The sequence below is a fragment of the Brooklawnia sp. genome (assembly GCF_049651565.1).
Classification (GTDB): Bacteria; Actinomycetota; Actinomycetes; order Propionibacteriales; family Propionibacteriaceae; genus Brooklawnia.
In genome coordinates this window covers 1-17,010 of the sequence record NZ_JBASCI010000053.1, presented here as the reverse complement: position 1 = coordinate 17,010, position 17,010 = coordinate 1, and the positions used below count along the sequence as shown (strand labels likewise).

14 protein-coding genes and 1 pseudogene are annotated in these 17,010 nt (G+C 66.2%); 10 read left to right on the top strand and 5 right to left on the bottom strand.

Going from position 1 to position 17,010, the window contains the following annotated elements; genetic code table 11:
* From WBL05_RS02660 to WBL05_RS02650, 3 genes are all read right to left on the bottom strand, one after another.
* Window positions 1-813: sensor histidine kinase (locus WBL05_RS02660; protein WP_424223563.1), on the bottom strand; the 813-nt coding region annotated here is incomplete at its 3' end.
* Window positions 810-1,562, bottom strand: a complete 753-nt coding sequence (locus tag WBL05_RS02655; RefSeq protein ID WP_424223562.1) for an ABC transporter permease — start codon at window positions 1,560-1,562, stop codon at window positions 810-812. The genes WBL05_RS02660 and WBL05_RS02655, both read right to left, overlap by 4 nt.
* Window positions 1,559-2,500, bottom strand: coding sequence for an ABC transporter ATP-binding protein (locus tag WBL05_RS02650; RefSeq protein ID WP_424223560.1), 942 nt, complete (start codon window positions 2,498-2,500; stop codon window positions 1,559-1,561). The genes WBL05_RS02655 and WBL05_RS02650 overlap by 4 nt, the downstream gene beginning before the upstream one ends.
* A gap of 683 nt (window positions 2,501-3,183) precedes the next feature.
* Here WBL05_RS02650 and WBL05_RS02645 point away from each other — a divergent pair.
* Window positions 3,184-4,563 (top strand): LssY C-terminal domain-containing protein, encoded by a 1,380-nt coding sequence (locus tag WBL05_RS02645; protein ID WP_424223558.1) that lies wholly within the window; start codon window positions 3,184-3,186, stop codon window positions 4,561-4,563.
* On the top strand, window positions 4,560-5,339 hold the full coding sequence (locus WBL05_RS02640) for an HAD-IIA family hydrolase (protein ID WP_424223557.1): 780 nt from the start codon (window positions 4,560-4,562) through the stop codon (window positions 5,337-5,339). Before WBL05_RS02645 ends, WBL05_RS02640 begins: the two co-directional genes overlap by 4 nt.
* Window positions 5,340-5,370: 31 nt before the next feature.
* Here the strand turns inward: WBL05_RS02640 and WBL05_RS02635 are convergent, their stop codons facing one another.
* Window positions 5,371-6,225: a lysostaphin resistance A-like protein gene (locus WBL05_RS02635; RefSeq protein WP_424223556.1), complete on the bottom strand. Its 855-nt coding sequence runs from the start codon at window positions 6,223-6,225 to the stop codon at window positions 5,371-5,373.
* 125 nt (window positions 6,226-6,350) lie between these two features.
* The gene (locus tag WBL05_RS02630; protein ID WP_424223555.1) at window positions 6,351-7,727 is read right to left on the bottom strand and encodes an MFS transporter; all 1,377 of its coding nucleotides are present in this window, start codon (window positions 7,725-7,727) and stop codon (window positions 6,351-6,353) included.
* Between the two features lie 559 nt (window positions 7,728-8,286).
* Here WBL05_RS02630 and WBL05_RS02625 point away from each other — a divergent pair.
* From WBL05_RS02625 to WBL05_RS02590, 8 genes and pseudogenes are all read left to right on the top strand, one after another.
* Window positions 8,287-9,396, top strand: a pseudogene (locus WBL05_RS02625) (YeeE/YedE family protein).
* 30 nt (window positions 9,397-9,426) lie between these two features.
* A complete protein-coding gene (locus tag WBL05_RS02620; protein ID WP_424223553.1) occupies window positions 9,427-9,753 on the top strand; it encodes a sulfurtransferase TusA family protein in 327 nt (108 codons plus the stop codon).
* A gap of 216 nt (window positions 9,754-9,969) precedes the next feature.
* Window positions 9,970-11,064: a zinc-binding dehydrogenase gene (locus WBL05_RS02615; RefSeq protein WP_424223551.1), complete on the top strand. Its 1,095-nt coding sequence runs from the start codon at window positions 9,970-9,972 to the stop codon at window positions 11,062-11,064.
* Window positions 11,065-11,075: 11 nt separating this feature from the next.
* Complete coding sequence (locus WBL05_RS02610; protein WP_424223549.1) at window positions 11,076-11,933, top strand: HpcH/HpaI aldolase/citrate lyase family protein; 858 nt, start codon at window positions 11,076-11,078, stop codon at window positions 11,931-11,933.
* 34 nt (window positions 11,934-11,967) lie between these two features.
* Complete coding sequence (locus WBL05_RS02605) at window positions 11,968-13,413, top strand: aldehyde dehydrogenase family protein (protein WP_424223548.1); 1,446 nt, start codon at window positions 11,968-11,970, stop codon at window positions 13,411-13,413.
* A gap of 198 nt (window positions 13,414-13,611) precedes the next feature.
* Complete coding sequence (locus WBL05_RS02600) at window positions 13,612-14,337, top strand: FadR/GntR family transcriptional regulator (protein WP_424223547.1); 726 nt, start codon at window positions 13,612-13,614, stop codon at window positions 14,335-14,337.
* A gap of 209 nt (window positions 14,338-14,546) precedes the next feature.
* Window positions 14,547-15,968 carry an Nramp family divalent metal transporter gene (locus WBL05_RS02595; protein WP_424223545.1) on the top strand — a complete coding sequence of 474 codons (1,422 nt, stop codon included), beginning with the start codon at window positions 14,547-14,549 and terminating at the stop codon, window positions 15,966-15,968.
* A gap of 460 nt (window positions 15,969-16,428) precedes the next feature.
* Window positions 16,429-16,935 carry a hypothetical protein gene (locus WBL05_RS02590; protein ID WP_424223543.1) on the top strand — a complete coding sequence of 169 codons (507 nt, stop codon included), beginning with the start codon at window positions 16,429-16,431 and terminating at the stop codon, window positions 16,933-16,935.
* Window positions 16,936-17,010 lie beyond the last annotated feature (75 nt).

Genomic DNA, 17,010 nt, shown 5'->3' with positions numbered 1-17,010 from the left:
GTCGAGCAGCGGGGACGCCAACGCCCGGACGGCGCGTCGGGCCTCGGCCAGGGCGTCCCGCGCGGTTCGATCGGCGATGCCCAGGTGGGCCCCGGCGGTCTCGGGGGTGGCGGCCTCGTTAGCCGCTTCGATCTGCCGGAGTACCGCGACCAGATCCTGGGCGACGGTGTCGTGGATCTCGCGGGACAGCCGCTGCCGCTCCTCGAGGACGCCGGACGCCCGGGCCTGCTCGATCAGCTGGTCCTGCAGCTCGGCGTTCACCTGCTGAGCCTGCTCGAGGTCGGCCAGCGCCTGCTTCAGCCGAGAAACCGTTCGCTGCCGGTTGCGGTCGATCTGCACCATGCCGACGGCCAGCCCGCCGTTGGCCAGCAGCAGCACGCTGAAAAGCAGCGGTTCAGCGGACGCGCCGGCGATGCCACCCGACTGGGCGAGCGCGTTCATCGAGGCGGCAGCCACCAGGGCGGGGGCCAGCGCCGGCCCACCGAAGACCGCGACCGCGTCCAGGTAGCCGACGAACGCATACAACCCGAACATCGGGCTGAACGAGATCAGGCCGAACGTGAGCGCCAGGCTGACGATGAAGCCGGCGGTTCGGGTCCAGCCCGAGTTCGAGCGGGTTGGCCACCAGAGTCGGTACAACGCGGTCGCGACGGTCAGCGCCACCAGTTGGGGCAGCCGCTCGGCCCCCGGCTGGCCCAGTGCCAGCGAGATCACGAACGGCAGCCCCAGCAACACGAACGCGGCCACGCGCAGCCCCAGCGGCATCCCGAGGTGCTGCGGTGGCCTCGTCGTGGTGGTGTTCGGATCGGTCATCGCACCTCGAACTTGAAGGTTCGAGCGGCCACCGCGAAACCGATCAGCGCCCAGCCGACCAGCACGCCGGTTTGCATCAGCGTGGGCCACGACCCGTCCAGCGATCCGAGCATTGCGCCGGCGGCTGCGCCGCCCGGGGTGGCGTCCATTATGGCTCCGAACACCGGCGGGAACAGCGGCCGGGGCAGCCACATGCCGGAAGCGAACCACATGCAGGCGGCGATGAAGCCGCCCACCTGACCGCCAACCCGTGGGTTCGGCGCCAGCGTGCACACCATCGCCCCCAGGGCCAGGAAGGCCAGCTCAGCCAGCAGGAAGGCCGCGATGAACGCCGGCAGGTTGGTGGGCAGTGGCAGCCCGGCCGCGGTCGCGCCACCCACCAGCAGGACGCCCATCGCCACGCTCAACCCAAGCACCATCGTGACCACCGCAGCCAGCAGCGTCCAGGGTGCGACGGGTGTGGTGCGCAGCCGACGCAGCACGCCGAACTCCCGGTACTGGGTGACGATCGTGGGCAGGACCTGCAGCGCCAGCACCGATGAGGTGAACAGCAGCAGGACGGGCTGGTAGACCTGCGCGAAGCTCATCGAGTCCAGGTAGGGCCGCGGGGTCGCCACCGCCGGCACCACTGGTGTCACCACTGCGGCGGTCAGCGGCAGGACGACCGCCCAAGCCACCGGCGCCGACTCGCGCGACAGTAACCGCAGTTCGTTGCGGAGCAGCGCATTGAAGGGAGTCAGGGTGTTCATCGGTCAACCTCCTTCTTGGTAAGCGCCAGGTAGGCGTCGTCCAGCGTCGGTGTCGAGACCCGCAATTGCTCTGGTGTCACCCCATGGGTCATCAGGTACCCCAGAACGTCAGTCGGACTCGCTTCGGCACCCAGGACGCTGACCCGGGACCCGTCCACAGCCACCTCCATCACCGAAGGCAGGTCACCCAGGCCGGTCAGCCGATCGGTGTGCGCGGTGGAGAAGGTGACCAGCGTCCGGCCCTGGCCGGCGGCCAGCTTGTCGGGGCTGCCCAGGGCGCTGATCCGTCCATCGGTGATGACGGCGACCCGGTCGCACAGGAATTGGGCCTCCTCCATCGAGTGGGTGACCAGCAGAATAGTCACCCCGTCAGCGGTCAGGTCGCCGAGGAAGCGCCAGATCTCCCGGCGGGCGGCCGGGTCGAGTCCGGTGGTCAGCTCGTCCAGAATGGCTATTCGCGGCCGGCCGACCAGGGCCAACGCCACCGACAGCCGCTGTTGCTGGCCGCCGGACAGGTTCTCGAACCGGGTGTTGGCCTGCTCGGTCAAACCGAACCGCGCCATCAGTTCATCGGTGCCGAACGGATTCCGGTAGAAGCTGCGGTACAGGTTCAGCGCCTCCCGGACGGTGATCTTGGCCGGCTGTCGCGCCTCCTGCAACTGGATACCCACCAGCCGGCGCAGCTCCCTGGTCTCGGTGGCCGGATCGATGCCCGCCACCGTCACCTCGCCGTCATCGCGGCTCCGCAGGCCCCCGATGATCTCCACCGTGGTGGTCTTCCCGGCGCCGTTGGGCCCGAGGATCCCGAACACTTCACCCTCTGTGATCGACAGGTCGATGCCGTGCAGGACGGTCCGGCGCCCGTAACTCTTCCGCAGGTTGCGGACCTGGATGATCTCCATGACCATGACGATGCCCGGTGCGAGGATCCGATCCATCAGACGATCCGCTGAATCGGGCTGGCCCATCGGCCAACGCCGCGCCCACCCCTTCTGCCCCCGTCGTTCTGCCACCGTCATTCCCTGCCGCCGTCGTTACCTGCCGCCGTCATTCCCACGACTGCGGAAGATCGGGCAGCGTAGTCGCTCACCGATCATCCGCACTGTGGCGGAGGGGCCAGTGTCCGGGGCCGATTCAGGGCGACAGGCCCAACTCCCCGGGCCAGGGCCCCGCGGCCATGCCCGGTGCCGCCCCTTCGGTCAGCCGTACCGCCCGCCATCCTCGGTTAGCCGTGCAGTTTCCTGCGTTACGGCCCTGGTAATGCTCGCAAGAAGCCCCATGGGCGTGCAGTCTCCTGCGTTACGGCTTGAGAGTGCCCAGGGCGGCATCCTTCTCTCGGGCGGTTCATCAGGATTGGAGTTCCCAGTTCGGCTCCCAAGAGGGAAGACGGATCCGACATCGAGTGGCCACCGCTGCGGCCACGCCCCAACCCACGATTGCGGAAGATTGCCCAGCGAAGTCGCTCACCGATCCTCCGCACTGTGGTGATTGGGCGTGGCGTCCCCGCTGCTCACACAGCAGCATCCACCCTGCGGGGCGAGCGGATGCCTAGACTGACCGCGACGGTGGATCCGAAATGAGGAGGGCAATGTCGGCGCTGGATACCAACCTCCCAGTAAGAATGGGTCCACCGGAGCGTCGGGCCGAGCGGCAGGGCGCCCTGTTCGAGAACCTCGCATTCGGGGCGGCCACCATCTTCGCTGCACTGTTCGCCATCGTGGTGGCCCGCAAGACGCTCATCTCCATCCGCAACCACGGACTGGGCTGGGACACGGTCGCGGTTCTGGTCTACCTCCTGGTGTTCTGGGCCGTGCTCGCCTACCTCACCCTGCCGCGCATCCACCGCGTCCTGACTGCCTTGTATGTGCCGGACTACTTCATCGGCCGGTCACGGACCGGCGACGGGCTGCTCGGTGATCCGATCAACCTGGCGCTGCTGGGCAGCGCCGATCAGATCCACTACGCCATGCAGGCCGCGGGCTGGGCGCGCGCCGACCCGATCAACCTGGGCTCGTCGCTGCGGATCATCTCGGCGTCCCTGACCCGGCGCAGCTACCCACGGGCCCCGGTCAGCACGCTGCTCGTCTTCGGCCAACCCCAGGCCTTCGCCTACCAGCATGAGGTGCAGGGCAGCCCGGCCCGGCGCCACCACGTCCGATTCTGGCAGTGCCCAGAGGGCTGGCTGCTGCCCGGCGGTCGCCGGGTCGACTGGCTGGCGGCCGGCACTTACGACCGGGCGGTCGGGCTGTCGCTGTTCACCCTGCAGGTGACCCACAAGATCGACGCCGATATCGATGCCGAACGCGACCACATCCTGGCGTCCATCCAGCAGGCGGTGCCGGACACCTCGGTGGAAGAACTGCGCGACTTCACCTCGAGCTACCACGCCCGCAACGGCGGTGGCGACGCGATCCGAACCGACGGCATGCTGCCGATCGTCGACCTGCGCCCGGTGGAGTTGCCGGCCCACACCGGAGCCACCCGCGTCGAGCGGCGGCTGCCCACCTCAGCGGCGGCGGTCGCAGCCGACATCGGACGCCGACCGGTGTCGGTAGCGATCGCCAGCGTGCTGATCCTGGTGTCGGTCCTGACCTCGTTGGCGGTCAGCCTGCAGGACGGGCTGCTGGTGCTGCCTGACGACATCGAGGGCGAGGAGCGTCAAGTCGTGATGGTGGCGCTGATCGCCGCCCAGGTGTTCGCCACCGTGCTGGCGGCCCTGCTGGCGTGGCAGGTCTTCCTCGGACGCAACTGGGCCCGACACCTGGTACTGGGGTTGATCAGCCTCACCCTGGTCTCGGAGTTCACCCAGTTCCTGGTCGCCGAGGTGCCGGGCCAGTTCACCCTGCTCGACATGACGGTGCAGATCCTCATCATCCACGCGCTGACCAGCTCGTCCGCCCGCGACTGGACGCACCGGCAAACCAGCGCGCGCAAGGGTGCCAGAGCTAGCCTGCCGGCCGCAGGACGCCGGGCCCTGCCACGTGCCACAGTTGGGCCATGACCGAACTGCACGACCTGAAGTGCTGGCTGACCGACATGGACGGCGTCCTCGTACACGGCGACCGGCCGGTGGATGGGGCGGCAGAACTGCTGGCGAAGTGGCGGGAGACCGGACGCCGGTTCCTGGTGCTCACCAACAACCCGATGTACACCCCTCGCGACCTGTCCGCGCGGTTGGCCCGGTCGGGGCTGGCGGTGCCGGAGGAGAACCTGTGGACCTCGGCGATGGCGACCGCCACCTTCCTGGCGAATCAGAGCGACGAGAAGACCGCCTTCGTGCTCGGTGAGGCGGGTCTGACCACTGCCCTGCACGAGGCGGGGTTCGTGATGACCGACGTCGACCCCGAGTACGTGGTGCTGGGCGAAACCAGGGGGCTCACGTTCGACCACATCACCCGGGCCATCCGGCTGATCAACGGCGGCGCCCGGTTCATCATCACCAACCCTGACACCCATGGCCCGGACGAGACCGGCGTCGTGCCGGCCACCGGCGCCTTCGCGGCCATGATCACAGCCGCGACGGGACGCAAGCCGTACGTGATCGGCAAGCCCAACCCGATCATGTTCCGCAGCGCCCTGAACCGCATCCAGGCCCACTCGGAGTCGACCGGCATGATCGGGGACACCATGACCACCGACATCGTCGCCGGCATGGAGGCCGGCCTGACCACCGTGCTGGTGCTCACCGGCACCACCAGGCGTGAAGACCTGGTGCGCTACCCGTACCGGCCATCGGTGGTGCTCGACTCGGTCGCCGACCTGGTGCCGTTGCTGTAGGTAAAGGTGGGCTGCGCCATGCGACCAGCGCCTACAGACCGAAGCGGGGGAAGGCGAACAGGTGCAACAGCAACAGGATCGGCAGGCTCCGGGTTCGCCGCCAGAACACGCCGCTGATCAGGCCATTGTTGACCAGCACCGCCCCCGCCAGGGCGAGGGGCCAGCTCTCACCGCGCAGCAGGATCTGCTGGGGCAGGTGCATGGCGCTGAACAGAAAGGCCTGCAAAGCCAACGCCCACCCAACAGGTAAGTAGCGCTCCAGCCGGGGCTGTAGGTAGACCCGGAAGAACAGCTCCTCTGGCAGCGCGGCGACCACCAGCAGCTGCGCAATCAGCAACGTGACATCGATTGCATTCTCGAGACCCTCGCTGAGGTCCGCTCCGGGCGGCTCGGGCAGTTCGCCGGGTGGCAGCCAACGACCGAGAGCCTGGCCAATGACGATGTTGATTCCGACGACGAGCAGCAGCGCCAGCCACGCCCTGGCGGGCGGCCACTGAAGACCGAAGGAGCGGCGGTCGTAGCCCAGCAGCAGCCAGACCAGCAGCGGCAGCCCGATGATGACAGCGCCAACGACTGGGGCCAGCCAGCCGAGCCCCGCGTACCGAGCGGCCACCGTTACCGCCCCGAGCAGGACGACCAGCAGTCCGAGGCCGAGCTCGAGTCGGGGACGTTCAATCCGGATGGTCTCGGGGGATTGCTGACGAAGCAGCGGGAGGGCTGCCGCCAGCCACACGACCAGAATCAATCCCTCGGCCCCCACTCGCCGTCCGGCTTCACCGGGACCAGCCGCCAGCCAGATGATGAGGAAGGCCGAGACGTAGGCGGCCAGCAAGGTCAGCCGCAGACCCCGCGGGAACAGGGGTGCGCCTGGCTGGGCGGGGGTCATGGCAGTGGGCAACGTGGGCCGTGCGGACGAAGATAGCGCACCGAGCCGCGGCCGCCAGAAATGCGACAGGCGAATGGAGTTCGGTCAATGTCGGCCATTGATGCCTCCGAGACAACTGAGGACGGTCAGCCCGGAACACGGGACGGGATCATCAGCCACGAGATCGCGCCGCCTGCCACAAGCAGGGCCGCGCAGATGACCAGCGAGGCCGAGTAGGCGGCGTCGAACACCGGGGCGTTGGCGTAGTCGTCGCCGCCAAGCCCGACGGCCACCGGGAGCGCCGCGATGGCCAGCAGTGATCCAGCCCGGGCGACGGCGTTGTTGATCCCGGACGCCAACCCGGCGTGGTCGGCCGGTGCGGCCGCCAGCACGGTGGCCGTCAGCGGTGCAACCATCAGGGCGAGCCCGAGTCCGAAGATCGTCATGCCGGGCACCACGTCGCGCCACCAGACGACGTCCGGGCCGACGGTGAGCAGCAACAGCGTGCCGCCCGCCATCACCAGCGGGCCGAACGTCATCGGGATCCGCGGGCCGATCCGCTGGCCAAGTGCGCCGCCGCGGGCCGCCAGCAGCAGCATGCAGATGGTGATCGGCAGGGTCGCCAGCCCGGCGTACAGCGCCGGCCAGCCGCTGACGGTCTGGAGTTCGATGACCAGGAAGAAGGTGATCGCGCCGAGCGCCCCGTAGACCAGCAGGGTCATCAGGTTGGCGGCGCTGAAGGTCCGGTTGCCGAACAGGAACAGCGGAACCATTGGTTCAGCGGCCCGGCGCTCCCGGAGGATGAACGCGATTGCGGACACGGCCGCGACTGCGGCGGCGAGCGGCATCAGCGGGTCGGTCCACCCGATCAGGGCGATGGTGAGCGCAGCCAGGGCGGTGGACGCGAGCACTGCACCAAGCACGTCGAACCGGCCGTGGGCGCGCGGATCGCGGGTCTCGGGCACCCAGCGGGCCAGCACAACGGTGAGCACGGCCAGCGGTGGGTTGATCAGGAAGATCCACCGCCACGACACATAATCGATCAGCAGCCCGCCGATCAGCGGCCCGATCGCCAGGGCGATGCCGCTGATGCCCGACCAGGCGCCGATCGCCCGGCTCCGGTCGTCCGGCACGAAGGCGCCCTGGATCATCGCCAGGCTGCCCGGGGTGAGCAGCGCGCCGCCGATGCCCTGCAGCACCCGCGCCGCGACGAGCGCCTCGGCGGTCGGCGCCAGTCCGCAAAGCGCGGACGCAATGGCGAACCAGATCGTCCCGAGCACGAAGATGCGCCGCCGACCGAACCGGTCACCGAGTGACCCGCCCAACAGGATGAGCGCGGACAGGGCGAGCAGGTAACCGTTCACCACCCACTGCAACTGGGCCAGCGACGCGTCCAGGTCGGCGCCGATCGCCGGCAGCGCGATGTTGACCACCGAACTGTCCAGGAACGTCAGGCCGGACCCCAGGGATGCGGCCGCGATGACGGTTCGGCCCCGCGCGGTACCCCACGCGACTTCGCTCATGCCCACCACGATGACACGCCACGGGTCGGATGTCATCGGGCTGACAACCCGGTCAGAACCGTCCGGCACCGTTGGCCGTACTGCACCGATCCACCTCCGTCCGAGCCGGGCCACGGCAGGTACCCACCCCGAGAACCCCAAACGCCGCCGGCGCGAATTCGCCACTAGCGAAATGCTTCTGCCCGAAATCTGGAAACAACAGGGCAATGGCTCGACTTCGACGATTTCGTCAGCTACGGTCTAGCTCATGTTCTTCGCAACCATGCGCCGTCACGTGGATCTGCTCCGCGTCTGGACTGCGTGTTGTTGTCGAATGTGTTGCGCCTGATCCTCCGAGCGTGACGGACGACGCCTCGTCCGCAATGCTAAGGCCCAGCGGTTTCAGGACCCGCTTTTCCCCGTAGCCAGCATTCGGCGTCGCTCTGCCGCGCGAATTGCGAGTTCTTGATCTCTATCCCCCGTAACGGTCATTTCGGCGTGCCCGAATGGCTGCAAACCGACGCTGCCGACCCCCTTTTCCGGCAGTCACCAATCACACCGACAACAAAGTGGAGAAACCATGATCATTTCAGGGTTGTTACTCGGCATCGCGCTGGGTTTCGTCTTCCAGCGGGGACGCTTCTGCGTCATCGGGGCTTTCCGTGACGTCTGGCTGAGCCGCTCGACGCGCTGGCTGACCGCGTTCCTGCTCGCCATCCTCGTCCAGGCCGTCATCGTGCAGGGACTGCTGTCGGCAAACCTCATCAAGGCCAACGTGCCGCCCGTCGTCTGGGCTGCCGTGATCGGCGGCTCATTCCTGTTCGGGATCGGCATCGTGCTGGCCGGGGGCTGCGCCACCGACACCTAATACCGCTCCGGTGAGGGCCTGATCGGCTCCTGGATCGCGTTGATCTTCTACGCCCTGCTGGCGTCGGTGATGAAGTATGGCGCGCTGAAAGGCTTCAACGGTTGGGCACGAGCGGACACCACCGAGGTCACCACAATCCACGACGCCCTTGGCATCAGCCCCTGGCTGCTCGTCACCGCCCTGGGCCTGGTCGTCGCATACGCGCTCTACCGGCAGTGGATCGGCCAGCAGCTGCCGGTCGCCACGCTCGCCCCCCGCAAGACCGGTTTCGCCCGTGTGCTGACCGAGAAGTCGTGGACGCCGAACGCGGCAGCAGTCGTCGTCGGTGTGCTGGCGGCGCTGGCCTACCCGCTGTCGAATGCGACTGGACGCGCCGCTGGCCTGGGCATCACCACCCCGTCGGCCAACATCGTCCAGTGGCTCACCACCGGCCAGGCGGACTACATCGACTGGGGCGTCCTGTTCGTGCTCGGGCTGATCCCCGGCTCGTTCATCGCCGCCAAGGCATCTGGTGAGTTCCGGTTGCGCGGCCCGGACGCCAACACCACAGTCCGCTCGATCATCGGCGGCAGCACCATGGGTGTCGGCGCCGCTCTGGCCGGTGGCTGCACCATCGGCAACTCGCTGGTGCAGACCGCGCTGTTCGGCGTCCAGGGCTGGGTGGCCTTCCTGTTCACCTTCCTCGGTGTTGGCTTCGCCGCCCGCTTCTTCGTGCAGAACCACCGCCGCACCGGCGCCGTCCCCAAGCTGGAAACCTTGACGCTCACCCTGGCCGGACCCGACAACGGGGCGCCGCGCCAACCGGTGCTGGTCAAGGCCTGATCAACCGACAACGACAAGGAGTAACCCCACATGGCATTCCTCAACAACCTGCTAAAGACCAGACGTCCGGAGCCAACCGTCAGCGCGGTGGACGAGCCCGCAGCGCCGGTCGCGACCGGGACGACCGGTGGCCAGCGCTACCGGCTCGACACCTACGGGCAGGTCTGCCCGTTCCCGCTGGTCGAGGCCAAGCAGGCCATGACCCAGTTGCAGCCCGGTGACCAGTTGATCATCGACTTCGACTGCACCCAGGCGACCGACTCCATCCCCAATTGGGCCTCGGCGCAGGGGTACCCGGTCACCAACTTCCAGCAGGTCGGCGAAGCCGCCTGGACGATCACTGTGCAGAAGGCCTGAATCCAGCCCCGATGAGGCGGCCGCTCCCGTAGTGGGTGCGGCCGCCTTTTCGTTGTGCCTGGGCGCGGCTGGAGGTTCTCCCGACGAACCGGTTGACGAGAACCCAAAGCGGTATTACCCGTCCAGAAAGTGGTAGTACCGCTACGCACCAGCCAAACGACGACGGTTCGACTGGATGCGGCAGGCCAGTCGACGATCCGACGAAGGAGTCAGTTGATGCAGGGACAGCTGGTCGCCATGAATGGCGTCCGCAACATCCAGATCCGGGAGTACCCGGTCATGGACCCGGGTGAGGGCCAGGTAGTCATGGGCGTCACCATGGCCAACATCTGTGGATCGGACATCCACATGTGGGAGGGCAAGCACATCTTCCGCGACCACGTGATGGGTCATGAGATGGCAGGTGTGATCGCAAGGCTCGGCAAGGGCGTCACCACCGACTACGCTGGCCAGAAGGTCGCCGAAGGTGACCGCATAGTCCCGGTCTACTACCTGACCTGTCAGCGCTGTGAAGCCTGTACCAATGGTTTGTTCAATATCTGCACGCACGGCAGCGACTTCATGGGCGCCCGTGCCGACGCCAGCCCGCACTTCACCGGCGGCTTCGCCACCCACTACTTCATCCAGCCGAATCAGTACTTCTACCGGATCCCCGACAACGTCTCCGACCAGGCCGCAGCGGGTGCCAACTGCGGCTTCACGCAGATGCTGTACGCGATCGACCAACTCGGGCCCCTGCAGAGCCGCGGCGTCGCGGTCCTGGGTGCGGGCGGGCTGGGCCTCTACAGCACGGCGATCGCTTCAGCCATGGGAGCCCGGGTCGTCGTGGTCGACTCCGTTGCGTCCAGACTCAGTGAAGCGCTCGCCTTCGGCGCCGAGGCGACATTGAACATGCAGGATGTTCCAGACCACAACGACCGCGCGGTGCGGATCAAGGAACTGCTGGGGGCTGCCCCCGACGTTGTCATCGATGTCACCGGTGCCCCCGCCGTGTTGGACCAGGCCATCCGGCTGTGCCGGATCGGTGGACAGATCCTGGAGGTCGGCGCGGTCAGCGTGGACGAAAGCCAATCAGTCACCACGCTCCCCGGACTGATCACCCGCAAGTGCCTTACCATCCGGGGCGTCCTGCGCTACCAGCCCTGGTATCTCGAGCGTGGCCTGCGATTCCTGTCCAGGTTCGGCGACCGGTTCCCGTTCGACCAACTGACCGACCGGTTCTACCCGCTCGATGAGACCCAGCTTGCCCTGCAGAAGGCAGCGAACAAGGAAGTTGCCCGAGCGATCATCCGGCCGAACGGTCGGGGTTGACCATGGCGACGATGCTGCGTTCGTTGCTGTTCGTTCCGGGCAGCTCGGACAGGATGATCAGCAAGGCGTGGACCTGCGGTGCGGATGCGGTGATCCTCGACCTGGAGGACGCGGTGAGTCCGGAGGGGAAGGATGCCGCCCGTGAGCGCGTCGGCGAGGCGCTGCGAAATCGTCTCCACCACCCACACCCCCAGGTCTGGGTTCGGATCAACTCCGTCGGTGACGAGGTCGAAGTCGCCGACGTGCGCGCCATCGCTGCCGGCCGCCCCGACGGGATCCTGCTGCCCAAGGCAGACAGTGCCGCGTTGGCGGTGCTCGAACAACAACTGGACGACTTGCCGAACACCGGTGAGGACGCGATTGCGATTGCAGCCCTGATCGAAACCTGTCGCGGACTGCTCGACAGCGAACGGATGTGCGCCGGCTCCCGTCGGCTGGTGGCCCTCCAACTCGGCGCCGAGGATCTCACCAAGGAGCTCGGCGTCCCACGCACCGCTGCCGGATCCGAGATCCAGTACGCGCGATCCCACTTGGTGGTCGTGGGCCACGCGTACGCCAAGCAGGTCTGGGACACCCCCAACACCAACATTCACGACCTCGACCAGCTACGACAGGACGTCGCGGTGGCGCGGGCCCTGGGCATGACCGGCAAGCCGTGCATACATCCCAAACAGCTGGCCGTCGTGAACGACGAGTTCCGGCCCAGCCGGGCAGCCATCGCAGAAGCAAGACGGATCATCACCGCGTTCGAAGCCGGCCGCGCTGACGGGCGGGGCGCGGTGGCCCTGGACGGAAGGATGATCGACGCCCCAATCGTCGAGCGCGCAAAGGCCGTGCTCGAACAGGCACAAACCACAGCAACCCGATAACCAGAACCAACTTGACAACTCGAAAGGAACTGAAATGGCAGTAGCAGAGAAGGAACGCTCCGTCGAGGCACAGAAAGCTACCAGCGCCAAGGAAGAGATAACCCCAATGGTGGCTCGCGCCCATGCGGCGCAGGAGCAGATCGCCAACATCTCACAAGAGCAGGCCAAGCGCATCGCGGCAGCCATCGGCTGGTTGGCGGTTACTCGTGCCGAGTACTGGGGCAAGCAAGTGCTGGCCGAAACCGGCATGGGTCGTTTGGAGAGCAAGATCAACCGCACCCGGGACCGCGCGCGCGGACTGATGCGCGACTACCAGACCGCCCGGACCGTCGGGGTGATCGAGGAGGACAAGGAAAAGAACCTGGTGAAGATCGCCAAGCCGGTTGGCGTGGTGGCGTCGCTGGTGCCGACCACGGTTCCCGAGGGCGTCGTCTTCATGGGCGCCATGAACGCGCTGCTGGGACGCAATGCGATCATCTTCTCCCCGCACCCGCGGGCCAAGGCAAGCACCAACGTGGTGGTCGGCGAGATCCGCGACCTGCTGGGTCGGATGGAACTGCCCGAGGACCTCGTCCAGTGCATCAAGGTTCCAAGCCTGATCAGGACCGACGAACTGATGAAGCAATGCGACCTGATCGTGGCCACTGGCGGTGCCCCAATGGTCAAGGCAGCCTACTCATCCGGAACACCTGCATACGGGGTGGGTGCCGGCAACGCTGTGGTTGTCATCGACGAGACCGCTGACCTGGATTACGCCGCCGAGCAGGTGGCCTTCTCGCAGATGAACGACTACGCCATCGGCTGCTCCACCGAGAACTCGATCATCGTCCAGTCCGGCGTCTACGAGCAGATGCTGCAGTCGATCGACAAGGCGAAGGGCTACCTCTGCTCGGCCGAGGAGAAGAAGAAGCTCGAGGCCACCTTGTGGGTGGACGGCCATCTGAATGCCGAAATCATCTGCAAGCCCGCGACCTACATCGCCGAGAAGGCCGGATTCACCATCCCCGCTGACTGCGACTGGCTGGTCGTCGAGGAGACCGGGTTCGGCGCTGAGTATCCGTTCTCCGGCGAGAAGCTGTCGGTCGTCGTGACCATGTACAAATACGACGAGTTCGACGAGGCGATTGGCCTGGTCAACGGCATTCACGCCTACAGCGGTGCCGGACATTCCTGCGGAATCCACAGCACCGATGATCAGCGCATCATGCGCCTGGCCGAGCAGACCAACACTGTCCGGGTGGCGGTGGGCCAGGCGACGACCAGGTCGAATGCCGGCGGCTGGACGACTGGGATGCCGTTCACGATCAACCTTGGCTGTGGCACCTGGGGTGGGAACATCGCTTCGGAGAACATCACCTGGAAGCACCTCATCAATACCACGTGGATCGCCAAGCCGATCGAGCCGCGCATCCCATCGGACGAGGAGCTGTTCGGACAGGTGTTGAACGAGAACGTCCTGTTCGCGAACTTCCCGCAGTGACCAAGTGGGGGCTGCGCCGCGACGTGGCCCCACACCAACAGAAGGTGAGGGATCATGCCAACTGGGGTCCGATTTGGAGCCAGTACGGCCGGACCAGCGCCGGCAGCTGCAACCGCGGCCATTCGAGCACAGACTGAGCCAGCAGCGCCCCGGTACAGTGAACGTCCTGACACGGTTGCAGGGAAAGAGGCCCCGACGATGACTCATGGCGGACTCGACGCGGTCATGGCCAGGCTGGTCGATGAGCTGTCGACGATGCCCGCCGGCGCCCGATTGGCAAGTGAGCGAGCGCTGGCCGAGCGCCTGGGGGTCAGCCGCACTTCGTTGCGCGACCGGATTGCTCGGCTGGAATCGATGGGCGTGCTGGATCGTCGTTCGGGTTCTGGAACATACGTCCAGGACATGTCGGCTGGCATGCTCAGCGAGTCACTCACCTATGCACTCCTGTCCCGAGGCCTTGGAGTGGACGCCATGATCCCGGTCCGCTGGGCGCTGGAGCGGGAAGCAGCTCGGAGGGCTGCTGCCGGGCAGCGCGACAAGTACTCCATGCGCGAGATGGAAGACGCCTTGGAAGGGATGGCCTTCGGCAATCCGAGTCGTGAGATGCGTGCGGCCGATGAGGCTTTTCATACCGCATTGTTGAAGGCTTCGGGCTCACCCGGCCTCCAGTTCGTGTGGGAAACCATGTGGGCGGTGCTGGCCAGTTCCATCCAGGAAGTCGTCGCCGAACAGGCAAAGGCCGAAATGCATGCCATCCACTCGGCGATCTTCGTTCCGGTTGCGGACCGCGACCCGGTGGCAGCGGTATATGCCGTCGACCAGCACTTCCAGTGGTCCTACTCCGACGCATCCTCGTCCGGGCAGGGTTCCTTGTCGCTACGTGCCGAAGCCGCCAACCGCGAAATGGATCCTGAACAGGGTTGAATTCCCTTTCGCCAGGCACCCCTTGGACATGACACCTCGCTTTCCAGCGGGTATCACCAAATGAATTGCCATCCTCGGTCTGACCAATGATGCCGAGGACGGCCCGATCAGATCCCAAAATCCGGCGCTGACCGCACAACGGTGTCGAGTCAACGCACATTTGACTGCATTGCGAGGCGACCTCCAAGTGCAGAGAAGGGCCAGATTCCATGATGGAAATACAAGCCGAGAGCACCGTCTCCACCGGCGTTCGTTATCCGGCACTGCCGCCGTTGTTGGCCGAACCGTTCCGCGTCCGTAACCTTGGCAAGTACCTCCAGTACTTCGGGGCCGGCGCACTCCTGGCAGGAATGACTATCGGCAGCGGCGAAGTGGTCGCCACCCCGCGACTCGGTTCCTATTTGGGCGCGACGGTGGGGTGGGTTCTGCTGCTCGCCGTCATCACCAAGTTCCTCTTTCCGTTCTTGATCGGACGACACGTCGTGCTGACCGGGCAGCACGTGATGGACGCCCTGGCCAAGCAGAAGTGGTTCCACGTGCTCTGTATCATCGTGACCATCATCGGCTTCGGCGCCTTCTGGGCAGGCATGTCAGGCCTTGTCGGGATCTCGCTGCAATGGCTGACCGGAGTCGGCACGCCGACCATGTGGGCCTTCATAACCACCGGCGTCGTCTTCGTGATGATGCAACTTGGCAGTTTCGCCTTCATGGAGAAGGTCCAGATCGTCTGCAGTATCTACATGACGCTCGCAGCGATCGCCACGCTGCTGGCGGTGAACCCCGACTGGGTTGTCGCGGTGTCCAGTCTGGTACCGAGCGCCCTGGAGTACCCCGACTGGCTTGGTGGTGTGGCTCCCGAAATCGTCAACACTCCGGTCACCTTTGAGGTGCTGGGTGCATTCGGCCTGATCGGCGGCGGTTTCATGGAGTACCTGGCCTACGGCAGTTGGGCAACCGAAAAGGGTTGGGGCCTGACCGACCGGCCGACCGTTGACATGCCGAAGCTCGACACCTCGCCCGACAATGTGCGCACGGGCCTCAAGTGGCTGAACCCGGTCAAGATCGACGTGACCTCGGGCTTCGTGCTCATCGGCCTGACCGCCATCTCGTTCTACCTCGTCGGCGTCTTCCTGCTGTATCCCGACCACCTGGTTCCGTCCGGGTTTGACCTGGTTCAGCATCAGGCTTCCTACCTCGCCGAGACCAGCACGCTGATGCTTTGGGTGTTCAAGGTGGCGATCGTGATCGTCTTCGCGACCACGCTGTATGGCTGGTTGGATGGGCTGCCCAGGGCCTACCGGATGGCGTTCCGTCCCCTGATGCCGAACTTCGTCGACCGGATCAGGCAGCGCAAGTGGCACCTGTTCTGGCAGCTCGAACTCATCAGCGTTGGCTCGATCTGGATGCTGATGAACCTCAACCCTGCGCAACTGATGCTGTTCGCCGGCCAACTCAGCAACGTGATCCTGCCTGCGGTGTTCCTGTGGATGGCCATCTTCCCGTTGCAGCGGGTGCTAACGGGGCCCCTCAGGCTGCGTGGAGCGATGAAGGTCTTCGCACTCGTCGTCGCGATACTGTTCACCGTCTTCGCCGTCATCTCCGCCTGGAGCATCTACACCGCCATCTCATAACAGGCAGCTGTCTACATTGGTGGGTCTCCTCGAAGGTCGGGGAGACCCATCGTGTTGCTCCTGTTGGGGTGGCTGTGTGTGGCCTTCGCCCCGGGGGTGCGACCCTGGCACAGAGCTATCCTTGGAATGCATGGGGTGGCTCGTCTTGGGATACCTCGCCTGCCTGGTGCTAGTCGTGGGTAGGGTTCCGATTCCAGCGCCGTCCCCCGAACGCGGCCCGCTCAGCACGGCAGCGGTGGCCACGTCCACACCGGGGTCGCCCTCACCTGGGCAAGACCCGACCGCCACCGCGCAACCCAGTTCGCCGCCGCAAACGCTCTCGCCAGTCGGCACCATTGCAGCCAGGACCAGCCCTGCAAATGACACCAGGAACGCGTTCGCCTTCGCTCCGCTGAGCGAACCCGACAGCATCACCGTGGAGGGTTCGGTTCCCGAATACTCGGCGTGGTCGACTTCGAAGGTGCTGGTGGTTGCGGCGTTCCTCGACACGGTCCTGGCCGGTGACCCCGCTAACGCTTCGGGGGAGCTCGACTTGATCAGGTCGGCGCTGGCTGAGTCGGACGCGGAGGCCGTCGCGGCGCTGCTCGATAAGATCCCCGGTGACGCCACCGAGGCCATGACCGGGGTTCTGCGTGACATCGGCGACATCAGCACCGAGGTGCCCGAGGTGGACGTCAGCGTGATGCAGTGGAGCCTCAACGAACAGATCCGGTTCATGGCCGCGCTGGCCGCCGGAGCGGTGGTGTCCGAGGCGGCGAGCGCCTTCATCCTGGAGGCCATGCAGCCGATCGACGAGCAACGGTGGGGGCTGGGCACGATCACTGACGGGCCGTTCAAGGGTGGCTGGCTGGACGCCGACACCGTCACCCGCCAGATGGGCATCGTGGATGGCTACGCGTTCCATGGGGAACCCTCGGTCAAGTCCGGTGGAGTGGTGTACGAGGGTGATCCCTCGATGAGGGGTTAGGCGGTCAGGGCAGGGACGAGGGTGGTGCTCACCTCCTGGGTCGGTTCTGCCGGCTCGGAGGCCTCGGTGAGGGCG